Annotated in this window: 9 protein-coding genes and 1 pseudogene; 3 read left to right on the plus strand and 7 right to left on the minus strand. The window is 64.1% G+C overall.

Features of this window, described 5'->3' with window-relative positions:
- Positions 1–42: 42 nt before the first annotated feature.
- Positions 43–816 (plus strand): response regulator transcription factor, encoded by a 774-nt coding sequence (locus tag APH36_RS16535; protein WP_060499507.1) that lies wholly within the window; start codon positions 43–45, stop codon positions 814–816.
- 38 nt (positions 817–854) lie between these two features.
- On the opposite strand, the pseudogene APH36_RS16540 reads toward APH36_RS16535, so the two are convergent.
- Both APH36_RS16540 and pbpC read right to left on the minus strand, forming a co-directional pair.
- A pseudogene (locus tag APH36_RS16540) lies at positions 855–1,510 on the minus strand (ShlB/FhaC/HecB family hemolysin secretion/activation protein); the annotation flags it as partial.
- A gap of 60 nt (positions 1,511–1,570) precedes the next feature.
- Entirely contained in the window at positions 1,571–3,925 is a 2,355-nt protein-coding gene (gene pbpC / locus APH36_RS16545) for a peptidoglycan glycosyltransferase PbpC (RefSeq protein ID WP_060499508.1), read from the minus strand.
- 77 nt (positions 3,926–4,002) lie between these two features.
- Here pbpC and APH36_RS16550 point away from each other — a divergent pair, with 77 nt between their 5' ends.
- On the plus strand, positions 4,003–4,296 hold the full coding sequence (locus APH36_RS16550; RefSeq protein WP_016715405.1) for a hypothetical protein: 294 nt from the start codon (positions 4,003–4,005) through the stop codon (positions 4,294–4,296).
- Between the two features lie 90 nt (positions 4,297–4,386).
- Here APH36_RS16550 and APH36_RS16555 read toward each other — a convergent pair whose 3' ends face one another.
- Complete coding sequence (locus APH36_RS16555; protein WP_060499509.1) at positions 4,387–9,288, minus strand: alpha-2-macroglobulin; 4,902 nt, start codon at positions 9,286–9,288, stop codon at positions 4,387–4,389.
- Between the two features lie 182 nt (positions 9,289–9,470).
- On the opposite strand from APH36_RS16555, the gene APH36_RS16560 reads away from it, so the two are divergent.
- A complete protein-coding gene (locus APH36_RS16560; RefSeq protein ID WP_060499510.1) occupies positions 9,471–10,808 on the plus strand; it encodes an MATE family efflux transporter in 1,338 nt (445 codons plus the stop codon).
- 80 nt (positions 10,809–10,888) lie between these two features.
- Here the strand turns inward: APH36_RS16560 and speA are convergent, their stop codons facing one another.
- The 4 genes from speA to APH36_RS16580 form a co-directional block, all read right to left on the minus strand.
- A complete protein-coding gene (gene speA / locus APH36_RS16565) occupies positions 10,889–12,802 on the minus strand; it encodes an arginine decarboxylase (RefSeq protein WP_016715402.1) in 1,914 nt (637 codons plus the stop codon).
- Between the two features lie 151 nt (positions 12,803–12,953).
- Complete coding sequence (locus tag APH36_RS16570; RefSeq protein ID WP_025754639.1) at positions 12,954–13,325, minus strand: translation initiation factor Sui1; 372 nt, start codon at positions 13,323–13,325, stop codon at positions 12,954–12,956.
- A 226-nt stretch (positions 13,326–13,551) separates the two neighbouring features.
- Positions 13,552–14,088, minus strand: coding sequence for an NUDIX hydrolase (locus APH36_RS16575; protein ID WP_060499511.1), 537 nt, complete (start codon positions 14,086–14,088; stop codon positions 13,552–13,554).
- 2 nt (positions 14,089–14,090) lie between these two features.
- Positions 14,091–15,158: a DUF2333 family protein gene (locus APH36_RS16580; protein ID WP_060499512.1), complete on the minus strand. Its 1,068-nt coding sequence runs from the start codon at positions 15,156–15,158 to the stop codon at positions 14,091–14,093.
- Positions 15,159–15,363 lie beyond the last annotated feature (205 nt).

Below are 15,363 nucleotides of genomic sequence, written 5' to 3' on the forward strand. Positions count from 1 at the left end.
TCTGGCCCGGGAGCAGGGCCGCATACGAACAGGGAGTTGATCGTGTCCAGACCTTTCAGTGATGTGAAGATTTTAGTGGTCGATGATCAGCCAGTCATCGTCGAACAGCTGTGTGAGTTTCTTGAAACCCAGGGTTACCACTGCCTGCCGGCCCATTCCACCGACGAAGCCCTCGAGCGCTACATGGCCGACGAGGCCATTGGCCTGATCATCTGCGACCTGCACATGCCCGAGCGCGATGGTATCGAACTGGTTCGCGCGCTCAAGGAAATCACCGGGCAGCGCATATTCGAAGCCATCATGCTGACTGGGCGCGCGGATAAACAGGATGTGATCCGTGCCCTGCGTGAAGGCTTTGCCGATTACTACCAGAAGCCCATGAACCTCGATGAGCTGCTCGAGGGCGTGCGCCGCCAGGATGAGGCCCTGCAAGAGCGCCAGCGCAACGTCCGCGCCTTGGGCGGGTTGAACCAGCGGTTGCAGGATCTGGCCGACTCGGTGGAGGAACTGTACCAGGACTTGGAAAAAGCCCGTGGCCAAGGCACCCACCGACGCGCCAGCGATGTGGAAGACAGTGAGAGCGAGCTACCGGCAGGGTTCGAGAAGCTGTCGCCGCGCCAACTTGAAGTGGCGCGGCTGGTGAGCAAGGGCAAGACCAACTACCAGATTGCCTGTGAGCTGGGCATTACCGAAAACACGGTGAAGCTGTATGTGTCGCAGGTACTGCGCCTGACCCACATGCACAACCGCACCCAGTTGGCACTGGCGCTGACGCCCAGTTCGTCACCGATTCACCAGCGGTTTACTACCCATTGAGTGATTGACTCAGCATCACCGGGGCTGCTCTGCAGCCCCTACAGTTGAAGGCCAACACTCAAGGTCAAGCCGGGGGCACGGTCCAGACTGTCCAAGGCCACATCCGCCAGCGGTTTTGCCACCTCCAACGCAACATTGAAAAGCCGCCCATCTTCCAACCGTACACCAAGTGCCGCCGAAGCCAGGTGGGCATCCTCCACCGATTCCCGGTTATGCCAGGTCTGCGCCGCATCCACTGCCAAATACGGCTGTACCAGCGCCAACCTGCTACCCCGCATGCTGTAGCTCACCTCGTAAGCCACACCCCAACCCTTGTCTCCGTCGGACTGATCACGGGGATAGCCACGCCCGAAGCTCTGCCCACCAAACCCCACCCGTTCGCTATCGAGCAGCCGGTCATCACTCCAGTACAACGCGCCAGACACCACACCCTGCCAACTCGCTGACAGCGGGTCACTTGCAGCCCCGACAATCTGAACCGCAAAAAGTCCATGTCGTAGTCGGCATCGCTGCGGGCGCCCAGGTAATCGAGGCCTTGGTAGACCCCGGCACTGACAATGCGCAGGCGACTACCTTCCACTTTGCGCCAGTCGCCCTCGAAGGACAGCGCGCGCACTGAAGTGTCGTAGTCCCGTGACGAAGACTGCCGCTCTTCGACATGTTCGCTGACCGCATACACGTGCCCCTGTACGGCCTTAGCCGGTCACACCCGTTATCTGCAAGCGTCGGTGCTGGCCCGAATGCCGTCGAACGCCTACTCGCTGACCTGGAACGCCACCCTCGCCGTCTCGCCGCTTTCATCCAGCGCACTGAGCTCGGCCTGTCCGGCCTGCGGCAAGCGAAGCAGCAGGCTGTCCTGCCCCTGGGTTTCGCCCAAGGGCTGGCCATTGAGGAACCACCAGCGCCGCCCGCCGCCACCCAAGGCCGATACATAGAGTTGCAACGGCTCGCTGCTGGTGGCCGGGCGGCGCAGGTTGTCGCCGGGGCGCACGCCGACGATCGACAGCGGCGGTGCGCTGGCCGGCACCTGCGGCGGGCAAGCCGGGTCGATGGCCGGCAGGCGCAACGCCCGCCGCTCGACACGGGGTAGCCAAGGCTCCAGCGGGGCCGGCCACAACGCGATGTCACGGGCCTTGGCGCTTGGGCAGCTACCATCCACGCGCAGCCCCTGCTCGTTGACCCACACGCGCTCACGCAGGCCCAGGCCCAGCGGCTGATCGGCAGCTTGCAGGGTTGGCGGCGTGGTGCCATCCAGGGTCCAGGCAAAACGCTGTCGCCGGCAGTTGGGGTCCTGCTTGCTCATCGGCTGGCCCAGCGGCCAACAGATCGCCGCCACCCCGATATTCGCCGGTACTCGCTCCACCGGCACGCTGATGCCGCGCTGGCTGTCGCGGTTGCTCAGCAGGTCATGCACCTGCAGCATCAGTGGCGCCGCCGAGGCCAGGCCGAACTGGCCGGGTACCGGCGTGCCATCGGGGCGGCCGATCCACACGCCGATCAGGTAGCGCGGGCTCACGCCAATCGACCAGGCATCGCGAAAGCCATAGCTGGTGCCTGTTTTCCAGGCCAGTTGCGGGCGCTGCACCAACTCGGCATGCGGGTCGCGGTCCGGGCGCGCCTGGCCACTGAGAATGCGCCGGATGATCCATGCCGCGCCAGGCGACAGCAGGCGCCGTTCAATCAATGGATCCTGCGGTTGCAAGCGTACCCTCGCACTGTTGCCACCGCGCGCGAAGGCTGCATAACCACCCACCAAGTCTTCCAGCCGGCTACCGGCGCCACCGAGGATCAACGACAGGTTGGGCTCGGCCAGCGGCGGTAGTATCAGCGGCATACCCGCCATTCGCAGTTGCGCGGCAAAGCGTTTCGGGCCGTAGGCCTCCAGCAATTGCACTGCCGGCAAGTTGAGTGACAGGGCAAGCGCCGAACTGGCCGACACCGGCCCGCTGAAGCCCATGGAGAAGTTACCGGGCCGGTAGTCGCCATAGCGGCGTGGCACGTCCTGCAGCAGCGATTCAGAATGGATCAGGCCATCATCCAGCGCCATGCCGTACAGAAACGGCTTGAGCGTAGAGCCCGGCGAACGTAGCGAACGCACCATGTCGACATGCCCGAAGCGACGCTCATCAGCCAGGTCGATCGAGCCCAGGTAGGCACGCACCGCCATGGTCTGCGCTTCAACCACCAGGATCGCGGCGGAGGTGCGCTCCGGCAGCCGTGAGCGCCAACCTAGCAGCAAATCCTCCAGGCGCCGCTGTAGCGCGGCATCGAGGGTGGTACGGATCAGCGGTGGGCTGTCGGCGCTGTTCAGCCTTCTGGCGAGCAAGGGCGCCAAGGCGGGCTCCTGGCGTGGTGCCAGAACCAGCGGCTCTTCGGCTGCCTCGCGGATCTGCTGCGCAGGCCATATCTGGTATTCGGCCAGACGCTGCAGCACCTTGTCGCGGGCACGCTGGGCACGCGCGGGATGGCGGTCCGGCCGTAGCCGGCTGGGCGCCTGTGGCAGTACCGCCAGCAGCGCTGCTTCGGCCGGGGTCAGGTGCATGGGTGATTTGCCCAGGTACGCCCAGCTGGCTGCGGCAACGCCCTGCAAGGTGCCGCCAAAGGGTGCGCGGTCAAGGTAGATCTGCAAGATTTCGCGCTTGGACAGATGCCACTCCAGCTGCGCCGTACGCCACAGTTGGCGCAGTTTGCCAGACAGGGTACGTTCATGCGGGTCGAGCAGCCGTGCCACCTGCATCGACAGCGTGCTGCCGCCCGACACCACGCGTCCGCCGCGCAGGTTCAGCCAGGCGGCTCGGGCCAGGGCCAGCGGGTTGACCCCGGGATGGCGGTAGAACCAACGGTCCTCGTAAGTCAGCAAGGCCTGCAGGTACAACGGAGAGACTTCGTCAGGGCTGACCGGGTAGCGCCAGACACCCTCGGCATCGGCAAAGCGCCACAACGGCGTGCCGTCTTCGGCCACCACCACCCGGGCCAGGTCGTCGCCCGGCATGGGCAGCGGCCAGATGCGGTCAGCCAGCCACACCAGGCCACACAGCACCAGCAAGCCGATTACCGTGGCACGCAACCACTTGCCCGCACGCGTGCACGGCCGCGCTAAGCTTGGCATCGGGAACCGACCTGGCCAGGTGATGGCCAAAGGCTTGGGAACGGCAACCTCGCCGAATCGTTCATCAGGAAACAACTATGCATGTAGAAGGTTTTTTCGAGTGGCTGGGCCAGGCACTGGGGTCGTTGATCCGCTTCATCGTCGACGCATTGAGCGGGCTGTTCAACCTGCTGGCCAATGCTGGCGGCAATTTCATCGACGGCCTGGCGCGCACACTGGGCATGGACACCTCGCTGCTCAGCATCCTGGCCCTGATCGTCGGCCTGATGCTGCTGTACTCGGCCATCCGCGCGTTCATGCGCGCCTCGATCATCCTCGGGATCATCTGGCTGGTGCTGGGGTTGTGGGTGATGAGCTGGGTGATTCACTGAGCAGCTGCAAGCTGCAAGCTGCAAGCTGCAAGAAGGCATGTGTATGCCACTCGGCTTGTAGCTTGTAGCTTGTAGCTTGTAGCTCCCAAATTACCGGGCTTTTACGGTCATCTCCCCTTGCCCATCCCCCACGGCCTGCAGGTTCGGCCGGTACATCGACTCAACCTGCGGCGGCGGCACGCGATAGGTGCCCGGGGTCACCGCCCGCGCCAGGTACAACAGGTGGGTGGTGCCGTAGCCGTCGAGCTTGAGCGCGGCAACATAACGGTCATCACGGTACTCCTGGTGCACCACGCTGGCATTCTGCATCGACTCGCGCCATTCCTTCACCGCGGTGCTGGCGTTGTCCAGGCTGGCAGCACTCTGCGCCAAGTTCTGGTTTTCCAGTTCCAGGCCTGCAGGCAGCAAGTCCACCACCAAGGCATCCGGCACGCGGTCTTCGGCCTTGAGCGCCAGGTGCACCAGCACCAGGTCGCCGCTGCGCAGGTTATGCAGGTCCAACGGCTGGCCATTCATGCCCAGGTATTCACGGCGAATCTGCATACCATTGCCGCCGGCGGCAGGCGCCTGACGGGGGTAACCGGACAAGGTCAGCTGCTGGTACAGCGTCTCGCTGCCTTCGTTCTGCACGCTCAGCGGCGAAGCCAGCAACGGGCCTTCCAGCTTCATGCCGGCTTCGGCATTGTTGAACTCGCGCACCTCGCCAGCGGTGTCCAGGCGGGCCTGCCACTTGCCTTCCGGCTTGCCCAACAGACCACGGCCGGCCAGGAACAGTGCATTGCGCTCCTGGGTCGACAACCAGCGGTTGGCCGCCAGTTCGTCCGACAAGGCGAACAGCCGCTGGTCGACCTGGCTGCTGGCCAGATTGCTCTCCTGCAACAAGGCCAGGATCAACGCCTGATCGCGCAGTGCGCTGCCGTAGTCCGCCATCCAGCCTTTGCCACGGCTAATGCCCAGGCCCGCCTGCAAAGCCTGCTCGGCTCGCGGCTTGTCGCCCATCTTGTCCAGTGCCACTGCCAGTTGTACCAGCGGCAAGCCGGAACGCGCATCGGCACGGCGCTCGAACAGGCCACGCAAAGCACCCAACGGCGCCTGCTGGCTGCGTGACAGCACCAGCGCTGCATAGGCCTGCACGGCGAAGCGGGTGTGGTCGGCGTTTTCGCTGTAGTCCACTTCGATCAGATTGCGCTCTTGCAGGTAGCGCAGCAGGCGCTCGCTGGCCTTCTTCAGCGCCTCAGCCGGCACGCCGTAACCTTGGTCACGGGCACGCAGCAGGAAGTCGGTGACGTAGGCAGTCAGCCAGTACTCTTCTTCGCTGTCCGAACTCCACAGGCCAAAGCTGCCGTTGTAGCGCTGCATGCCCAACAGGTGCTCGATGCCCATCTCGATCTTTCGCTTGCGCACGTCCGCCGGCTCGCCCTTGATGCCCAGGCGCTTGAGGCTCTCGGCATCGGCGTACAACGACGGGTAAAGGCCACTGGTGGTCTGCTCAAGGCAACCGTAGGGGTAGGCTTCCAGGGCGCGAATCTGCTCCGCCAGATTCAGCGGTGGCCGGCTCGACAAGGCCAGGCTGGCTTCCAGGCCGGCAGGCTCGAAGGCCGCCAGGTCTGCTTCGGGCAGTGTCCATGGCTGGTCTTTCAGGGCCACGCGGTAGTGTTTGAGCATCGCCGGGTAGGCCGGGCGCACGCCCAACGTCCACTCCCGCTTGAACGCGGTGGTCGGCTCGTTTGGCAGTTGCAGGCCTGTGACCCGCACATGCACCTTGCCTTGCCCCAGGCCGCCCTGGGCCTGCACCGGGATCATCAGCGTCGAGCGCTGGCCTTCGGCCAGGGCAACGCTTTGCACAGCGTTGGCCGCCAGGTTCAGTTGCCCTTCGGTGGTGATTTCAACGTTCAGCTGCTGAGCGCGGCCCGACAGGTTGGCCAAATCCAGCGCCAGACTGGTGCGGTCGCCTCCGGCCAGGAAGCGCGGCGCCGACAGTTCGGCGATCAGCGGTGCGGCCACCACGGTCTTGCCTTCGGCCATGCCGAAGTGGTCTTCGGTCCAGGCCTGGGCCATCAGCCGCAGCTCGCCGTTGAAGTCGGGGATATCGACCGTGGCCTCGCCCTCGCCCTTGTCGTCCAGAGTCACCGGCAGGCTCTGCTGGGCGACGATGGTCACCGTGGTATTAGGGCGCTTGCCCCCTTTGGCCATGGCCGCGTCACCACCGAACGCCAGGCTGGCCAGGCGGCCCTGCCCGGCTTCGATCAGCTGGCCGTAGATGTCCAGCTGGTCGGCTCCATAGGCCTTGCGCCCGAACAGGCTGGCGAACGGGTCGGGGGTTTTGAAGTCGGTAATGTTGAGGATACCCACGTCCACCGCCGACAACAGCACATGCACCTGCTTGGGCACGCTGCCATCCGCATTGGCGGCCTTTACCTTCACGGTCAGCGGCTGTTTCGGGCGCATTTTCTCCGGTGCCTGCAGGCTCACCGCCAACTTGCGCTCGGCGCGGTCCAGCGGCAGGTGCAGCACACCCACCGAACGCTTGGGCGTGGCGTTGGCCTTGCGCTCACCCGGGCGGATCACCAGCGCGCTGATATACAGGTCGTGGCGGGCCCAGGCTTTGTCCAGTTGCACATCGAAGGTCTTGCCCTCGGCGGGCACGTCGATTTCCTGCCACCACAGCGGGCCATCGCTGGACTCGATCATCAGGTAGCCGCTACCTGCGGCAGGCGGGGTGACGGTAACCTTGGCCGTGGCACCGTCGGCGTAGGACGGTTTGTCCAGCGCCAGCTTGACCTGGTCGGGGCGTACGGCACCGCCTTCAGCGTTGTCCTGGGCGCGGTAGCCGGCCCAGAAGCGTTCGCTGGAAACCAAGCCAGTTTGCGGGTCTTCCACCTCGACGCGGTAAGGGCCCCATTCAACCTGGAAGCTCAGCTTGGCAGTGGAGCCGGCCTTGACGCTGACCGTCTCTTCGCTCTGAGTGAGGAACTTTTCGTTGTAGGCGTAGCTCCAGCCGTCGCTCTGCGAGTAGTTCCAGTAGTAGTCGCGGCGCTCACGAATCAACCGCACCTTGAGGTCATCGGCCGCCAGCTTGTTGCCATCGCGGTCGGCCACCAGTACCTCGAATTCCACCGGCCCGTCACTGTCGGTTTCCTCGCCATCGAACAGGCCACGCAGGCCCGGCAAGCGCTCGGCTGGCCAGATCGGCTGCTCCAGGCGCCGGGTGATCGGACGGCCACCCGACTCCTGCAAGCTGGCTTGCACGGTCAGTTGCAGCGGCGAGCGGGCTTCGGCCCAGCGGCTTTCGATATCGACCACCGCCTTGCCCGCCTGGTCGAGGGTGACTTCGTCCAGTTCCAGATCCTGATTCAGCTCGGTTTCGGTGACCGAACCGAACTGGTAGCCCGGCAGAGCGGGCACCGCCTCGCGCAGGGGGCGCACATAAGCCTGGCCACTCAGGCGATTACCGGCAGCCGGGGCGCCATAGAGGTAACGGCCATTGACCTGGATGCGCGCATCTTCATCCGGCGACAGTGGCGTGCTGCTGCCCTTCAGCTCCAGGGCGAGGCGCTCAGGCAGGAAGTCTTCGACGAGGAACTCATACACCTGCTTGCGCCCGCCGCCCAGGTCGAGCAGCAACTGCCAGCGCCCGGTCGGGGCTTCGGTGGCCAGTTGCAGCTGGTATTGGTACAAGCCATTGCTGTCGGCTTCCCAGACGAATTTGCGGCTGACCTGCTCATCCGGGCGGCGCACTTCAACGCTGACGGGTTGGGCTTTGACGGGTTTGCCGTCCTGGTCGCGCAGCAGGCCGTTGAGCAGCACGGTTTCGCCTGGGCGATACAGGTCACGCGGGCCGAAGATGAAAAACTGCAGCGGGTTGGCCTGGGGGCCGGTGATGTCGAATTCGGCCAGGTCCAGCGCGGCGGTGTTCAGGCGCAGCAGGGTGGTGTGCACACCTTGGGTGGCGATCAGGGTATCGGCCTTGGGGGTGATCGGCAGCTGGGCGTGGCCTTTGCCATCGGTGCTGGCCTGCGCCAGCAACTTGCCCTTCTCGTCATGGATTTCGAGATTGACGCCGCTCAACGCCTTGCCGCCTTCCAGCGCCTGCGCGAACACGTCCAGGCGGTCGCGGTAACGGTGTGCCGACACGCCGATGTCACTGAGGGTGAACAGGGTCGCCGGCTGCGAGTAGTCATAGGTGCCCGAGGCGCGCATCACTGCCAGGTACACGCCCGGATCCTGCAGTGGCTTGATGCCGGCGATGGGCAGCAGCACGGTTTCGCGGGTGTTACGGGCGGGGTTGAGGTCGAAGCGGCCGCTGTAGACCAGCTCGGCCATGTCCAGGGTTTCCTTGGACTGGTAGTAGTACAGGCTGCTGTTGCGCCCCCAGCTGGCCAGGAAGGTGGAGAGCATTTCCGGCTTCACCCGGAAGAACTCGACATCGACCTTGTCGACGTTAAGGGCAATCACCGGCAGCCCTTCGGCCAGGCGCGTGGGCAGCAGCGAACCACGGCTGGCAAAGCCGATGGTCGGCTGCATGTCGCGGGTTTCCAGCCGGGTGACCGACTCGCTGTCCAGTTGCTTGCCGTTGACCGCGAGCAGGCCCTTGTCCACGGTCAGCACCAGCTTGCGCTGTGGTTCCAGGTGGCGCAGGCGCAGTTCCATCTGGTTGTCAGAGAGTTCCCAGGCGCCGTCGAGCTTGCCTTTGACGGTGTCGACCAGGTGTACCTTGGTGGCAAAGTCCTGCTTGGCATCCAGCGGTGCGGAGAAGCTGATCGACAGCGTGGCCGCGCCATCGAGCTGCACTTCGGATACGTCCAGCACCGTGAGTTCGCGGCCCTCGTAGCGCTTGGCGAGCACGGCGGGGTCTTCGCGTTTGGGTGCAGCGGCTTCGGCGGGCGCTGTAGCGACTGGCTTCTGCGCCGGCGCAGGTTTGTCTGGCGTGGAAGAGTCACAGGCACTGAGCAAGGCCAGCGCGCAGGCCAGCAACAATCCTTTGTTGAACATGGAATAGGAACTCTTTGGCAGCGTGTACGTGAGGGCAGCAACTATAGCGCAAGGTTGGGTGCAACACCCGGCGCTGCGCGCAAGCTGAGACCATCGTCGCGCTAAATGGTTGCCTGATCGTTACACTAGCGCATTCGTTGAAGCGGGGGCGCAAAGCGGCCCCCAATTGACCAAGGACTCCAATGTCGCAACTGACCACCGACTGGCGCCACCGCCCCACCCACCGCAAGGTCTGGGCGCTGGCCGCTCCGATGATCCTGTCCAACATCTCCGTACCCTTGGTAGCCTTGGTCGACAGCGCGGTCATCGGCCACCTCCCCCACGCCCACCAGCTGGGCGCCGTGGCCGTGGGCGCCACACTGTTCACCTTCATGGTCGGTCTGATGGGCTTCCTGCGCATGGGCGCCACCGGTTTCGCCGCCCAGGCCGCCGGCCGAGGTGACGGCGCAGCGCTGCGTCAGGTGCTGGTCCAAGGGCTGCTGCTGGCGGTCGGCTTCGCCCTGCTGATTGGCCTGCTGGCCCTGCCGTTCAGCCAGCTGGCACTGCAGGCGATGCAACCCAGCGCCGCCCTTCAGCAATCCACTGAAGACTTCTTTCATACCCGCCTGCTGGGCCTGCCTGCGGCACTGGCCAGCTACGCGCTGGTCGGCTGGTTCCTGGGCACCCAGAACGCCCGGGCACCGCTGGCTATTCTGCTGACCACCAACCTGCTGAACATCGTCCTGAACCTGTGGTTCGTTCTGGGGCTGGACTGGGGGGTGCTGGGTTCGGCGCGGGCGTCGGTGATTGCAGAATGGAGTGCTGCCCTGCTCGGCCTGGCCCTGACCCGCCCGGCACTGCGGGCTTACCCAGGGCAGATCGTGTGGGCAGCGCTCAAGCGCTGGCAGGCCTGGCGACCGCTGCTGTCGGTCAACCGCGACATCTTCCTGCGCAGCCTGGCGCTGCAACTCGTGTTTCTGCTGATTACCGTGCAAGGCGCACGCCTGGGCGAGGCCACCGTGGCGGCCAACGCCCTGCTGCTCAACGGCCTGCTGCTGACCGCCTACGCACTCGACGGCCTGGCGCATGCGGTCGAAGCCCTGTGCGGCCACGCCATCGGCGCCCGCGACCGGGATACCCTGCGCCGCTCGCTGGTGGTCGCGTGTGGCTGGTCGCTGATTACCAGCCTGGGATTTGCCGCACTGTTCTTGCTGGGTGGGCACCTGTTTATTGACTTGCAGACCGATATCGAGAGCGTGCGGGCGGCGGCTTATCCGTACTTGCCGTACCTGGCACTGCTGCCGTTGATTGCGGTGTGGAGTTATTTGCTAGACGGTTTGTTCATCGGTGCGACCCGGGCACGGGAGATGCGCAATGCGATGTTGGTGTCAGTCGCGATTGCACTGCCGATGGCGGTAGGCATGAGCGGATTCGGCAACCATGGGTTGTGGTTGGCGTTTCTCGGGTTCATGGGGTTGCGGGCGGTGACGCTGGGATGGGTGGGGTGGCGGTTGCAGCAGAGCGGTGAGTGGGTTCGGTAATGCTGGAAGGGTATGCCGTGGGTGTTGCAGCGCCTTTGAGATCGCGCGGGCGGCGCGCGATCTCATAGGCGCTACAGCACTCAAGACGACAGATAGGAAGACCGCGTCAACCCAAGACGCAACGCATCCAGGAACTGGGTCCGCTCACGCGCAGTGATCTTGGCACTGGCCACCTTGTCGCGGTAGTGGGTCATCAACTCCTCCGGCGACAGGTGCACATAGCGCAGCATGTCTTCGATGGTGTCGTGGGTTTCAATACCGGCGTGATACACGCTACCGTCGGCATTCTGGTAGATGTTCACCGAGTCGGTATCACCGAACAGGTTGTGCATGTCCCCCAGAATTTCCTGGTAGGCCCCCACCAGGAACACGCCCAGCAAGTAGTCCTCGCCCTCTTTCACCGCATGCACCGGCATGCTGGTCTCGATGCTCTGCTCGTCGACGTACTGGTTGATCTTGCCGTCGGAGTCGCAGGTCAGGTCCTGCAGCACGGCGCGGCGCATCGGCTCTTCGTCCAGGCGGTGCAGCGGGATGATCGGCAGCACCTGGCCGATGGCCCAGGTGTCCGGCAGGCTCTGGAACACCGAGAAGTTGCAGATGTACTTGTCGGCGAGCTTGTCGTTCAGCTCGTCCAGTACCTGGCGGTGCGAGCGCTGGCGGGCCTTGAGCGAATTGTGCAGGCGGCGGCACACGGCAAAGTAGCACTGCTCGGCCAGGGCTTTCTCGCCCAGGGTGATCTTGCCATCGGCATACTGCGCCGCCACGTCACCCATGTAATGGGTGGCGCGCCAGTAAGTCTCGGTCACCATCTCGATGTCGGTCGGGCCCAGCAGGTCGACCAGCCACTGCACCGTCTCGGGCAGGGCTTCCTTGTTCTCGATGGTCGGCACGTCGTCGTTGTGTTTCTCGACGTCGGTGACCTGAATCACCAACATGGCGTGGTGCGCGGTCAACGAACGGCCACTCTCGGAGAAGATGTGCGGGTGCGGCAGGCCCTGCGCGTCGCAGAACTCCTTGAGCATGCCCACCACCACGCCGGCATAGTCGTCCATGTCGTAGTTGATGGAACTGGCATTGCGCGAGTGGGTACCGTCGTAGTCCACCCCCAGGCCACCGCCCACGTCGATGTGGTCCACCGGCAGGCCCAGCGCACGCAGCTCGCCGTAGTAACGGATGGCTTCCTTGAAGCCGTGCTGGTAGTCGGCCAGGTTGGCGATCTGCGAGCCCATGTGGAAGTGCAGCAGGCGGATGCCCTGATCCAGGCCAGCATCGCGGAAGCGCTGTACCACAGAGAGCAACTGAGCGGCAGACAAACCGAACTTGGACTTTTCACCACCGGTGTCGGCCCACTTGCTCGAAGCCAGTGACGACAGGCGCACGCGCAGGCCGACCTGGGGTTTCACCTTGAGCTCGGCGGCTTCTTCGATCACCAGAGCCACTTCCGACTCTTTCTCGATGACGATGAACACGTTGTGGCCCAGCTTCTGGCCCATCAGTGCCAAGCGGATGAACTCGCGGTCCTTGTAGCCGTTGCAGACGATGGTGCCGCCCTTTGGCGCCAGCGCCAGCACGGCCAGCAGCTCGGGCTTGGAGCCGGCTTCCAGGCCAATCGACACGTTCTGCGTGGCGATGATGTTTTCCACCACGGCTTCTTGCTGGTTGACCTTGATCGGGTACAGCGCGGTGTACTTGCTCTGGTATTCCAGGCGCGCGATGTTGGCGTCGAACGCGCCGGTCAGTTGGCGAACGCGGTCCTGCAGAATGTCGGGGAAGCGTACCAACAGTGGCAGCGACAGGCCGCTCTGACGCAGTTCGTCGACCTGTTCGAACAGGTCGATCGGCGCGCTCTTGGGGCCGTTGGGGCGCACTTCGACGCGCCCGGCTTCATTGATGGCGAAATAACCAGCGCCCCAATGGCGGATGCCATAAACACTGCGGCTGTCGGCCACGGTCCATTGGCTACCATCGTCTTTGCGTGTGCGTCGTACGGACATTCAAGTCCCCTATAGATAAGTCGAAGACACTGCCCCGCAGGCAGCGGAGCGAGTGTAAAAGCTGAAAATGACGATTCATCCGTGCCCAGGCATAGACCTTGACCACGGGAACGAGTTTAGAAAGCGCTGGGCAAAAAATCGCCCGACGGCCTCAGCCGCCGGACTTTTTCGCCTTGAAACCCTGTTTGGTCAGCTCGCCGATCAACAGCTCGACATGGTCGCCCTGGATCTCGATCACTCCGTCCTTCAGGGCGCCACCGGTACCACAGCGGCGCTTGAGCGTGGTCGCCAGCTCCTTGAGCTGGTCGAGCGGCAGCGGCACACCGGTGACGGTGGTCACGGTCTTGCCGCCACGGCCTTTGCTCTCACGGCGCACACGGGCAATGCCGTCGCCTTCGGGGATGATTTGTTGCTTGCAGATGCAGGCGTCCACCGGCTGGCCACAGTCGGGGCAGTGTCGACCGGCATCGGTGGAGTACACGAGACCGCCAAGGGCGGAAAAGGAAGAAGCTTTCTTGGCCACTTTTGTTCCTCTGTGCTGAGGACAAAAACTGGTCGTGCCTTGGGGTAGAGGCCGACCGCGAAGCCCCACTCTGGCAGGGGCGGCGCTACTGCCGCAAGATCCTGCGACAGCCCGAAAAGGGCGCGCAGTTTAACGATAAATGGGGCGGTTGCTAAGTACTGGATTGCGGCATTTTGCGAATGTTTTGCGACCATCCGGCCAATGGGGCTGCTTTTCAGCCCCAACTTTACTTCAGGCTGGCCTTGTAGCGCTGTAGCGCCGCCAAGGAGTCCGGGCAGTAAGGCTTCGTCAGGCTTTCCTCTTCAGCCAACTCAAGGCTGACGAAACGCGCCTCGATGACCTCTTCCGGCTGCAAACGCAACGGCGCATCCGACACCGCCGAATACACCGCACACCACAAACGGTTGTCGGGCTGGTCAAAATAGAACCGCTCGTGAAACCGCAGCTCCACCCCTTCAATGCCCAACTCCTCGGCCAGCTCACGCGCCGCCGACTCGGCATAACCCTCACCGGCAGTCACCATGCCGCCCGCCGCCACATCCCAGTACCCCGGGTACAGCGCTTTGCTCAAGGTCCGCCGGTGCACGCACAACTCACCGGCACTGTTGAACAGCAGAATGAACGTGCAACGCCCGATCAAAACCCGCTCGCGCAGCTCAGCACGCGGCAACGCCCCTAGCACCTGGTCGGCTTCGTCCACCCAGGTGACCAGTTCGCGGTCGGAAGCCGCCCGGTGGGCGGCCTCGTTTGGGCTGATGGCCATTATCAACCCTGCGACAGCAGCTGACGCAGGTCGATGACCGCAGCGTTGGCCCGGGAAATGTAGTTGGCCATGACCAGCGAGTGGTTGGCCCACATGCCGAAGCCACTGCCGTTGAGCACCATCGGGCTCCACAGTGGCTCTTGCGAGGCTTCCAGCTCACGAATGATCTGACGCACGCTGACTGTGGCGTTCTTCTTCGCCAGCACGTCGGCAAAGTCCACCTCGATGGCGCGCAGCAGGTGCGACAGCGCCCAGGCCTGGCCACGGGCTTCGTAGAACACGTTGTCGATCTGCAGCCATGGGGTTTCCACCAGCTCTTCATCCACCTGCGGCGCCTGGCCGGCAACCACCGACTCGGTCTTCAGCGTGGAGTTCAGCTTCACCCGGCCAACGCTGGCCGACAGGCGCTGCGACAGCGAGCCCAGGCGGGTGGCCACGTCACCCAGCCAGTTGTTCAGGTTGTCGGCACGGGTGTAGAAGATCGCGCCCTTGTCGCCGGCAGCCAGGCGGGTCTGGTAGCGGCCCAGCGACTTGATGCCCTCTTCGAACTCCGACTCGCTCGATGGCAAGATCCAGCTCTTGTTGTCGAAGTTGAAGCGCGGCTCGGCCTTGGCCAGGTCGGCGTCTTCGGTGGACTGCGACTGCGAACGGGCAAAGTCCTTGCGCAAGGCGCGGGACAGGTCGCGTACCTGGACCAGCACGCCGTATTCCCAGCTCGGCATGTTGTCCATCCACAGCCCGGGCGGGAAGCGGTCGTTGGAAATGTAGCCGCCCGGCTTGTTCAGCAAGGTGCCGGCCACGGTCTTGAGGGTTTCGAGGGTGGTATAACCCACCACCATCTGCTGGCCGGTGCGCTCGGCAGCGGCTTGGGCATTCTGCTGCACCGGGAACAGCGCAGGCTCCTGGCTCCAGTACCAGCCCAGGCCGATACACACCAGCAGGTACAACCCGATCAGGGTCCCTAGGGCACGGCTCCAAAGGCCGCCAAGGTAGCTACGGGCAGCAGCGCCGCGGCCATCGACACGCTCGCGGGGCTCGGCTTTGGCCTCGCGGTTTTTCCAGTCCAGCATGGCTTTGTCCTTAATCAGTCACGACGGTTCAGGGGCTTGGACCACAGGCCTGCGCCAGGGTGCCACGGCAAGCCCGTGTGGCAGCACTATAAAGCAGACACCCCCGTACGCATAAGCGACCAATCGGTCAGCAACTGAATATTCGTTCTGGCCGCTTTGTTGATGCAGGGCACTCACGTATTCGGAAAGAGCTGCTAGCATAGAG

It is taken from the genome of Pseudomonas sp. NBRC 111133 (assembly GCF_001320605.1).
GTDB lineage: Bacteria > Pseudomonadota > Gammaproteobacteria > Pseudomonadales > Pseudomonadaceae > Aquipseudomonas > Aquipseudomonas monteilii.

Coding starts and splice junctions, on each gene's coding strand:
- pbpC (WP_060499508.1), bottom strand. CDS start 3,925: ATGCCAAGCTTAGCGCGGCCGTGCACGCGTGCGGGCAAGTGGTTGCGT.
- APH36_RS16575 (WP_060499511.1), bottom strand. CDS start 14,088: ATGGCCATCAGCCCAAACGAGGCCGCCCACCGGGCGGCTTCCGACCGC.
- APH36_RS16555 (WP_060499509.1), bottom strand. CDS start 9,288: ATGTTCAACAAAGGATTGTTGCTGGCCTGCGCGCTGGCCTTGCTCAGT.
- APH36_RS16550 (WP_016715405.1), top strand. CDS start 4,003: ATGCATGTAGAAGGTTTTTTCGAGTGGCTGGGCCAGGCACTGGGGTCG.
- APH36_RS16580 (WP_060499512.1), bottom strand. CDS start 15,158: ATGCTGGACTGGAAAAACCGCGAGGCCAAAGCCGAGCCCCGCGAGCGT.
- APH36_RS16560 (WP_060499510.1), top strand. CDS start 9,471: ATGTCGCAACTGACCACCGACTGGCGCCACCGCCCCACCCACCGCAAG.
- speA (WP_016715402.1), bottom strand. CDS start 12,802: ATGTCCGTACGACGCACACGCAAAGACGATGGTAGCCAATGGACCGTG.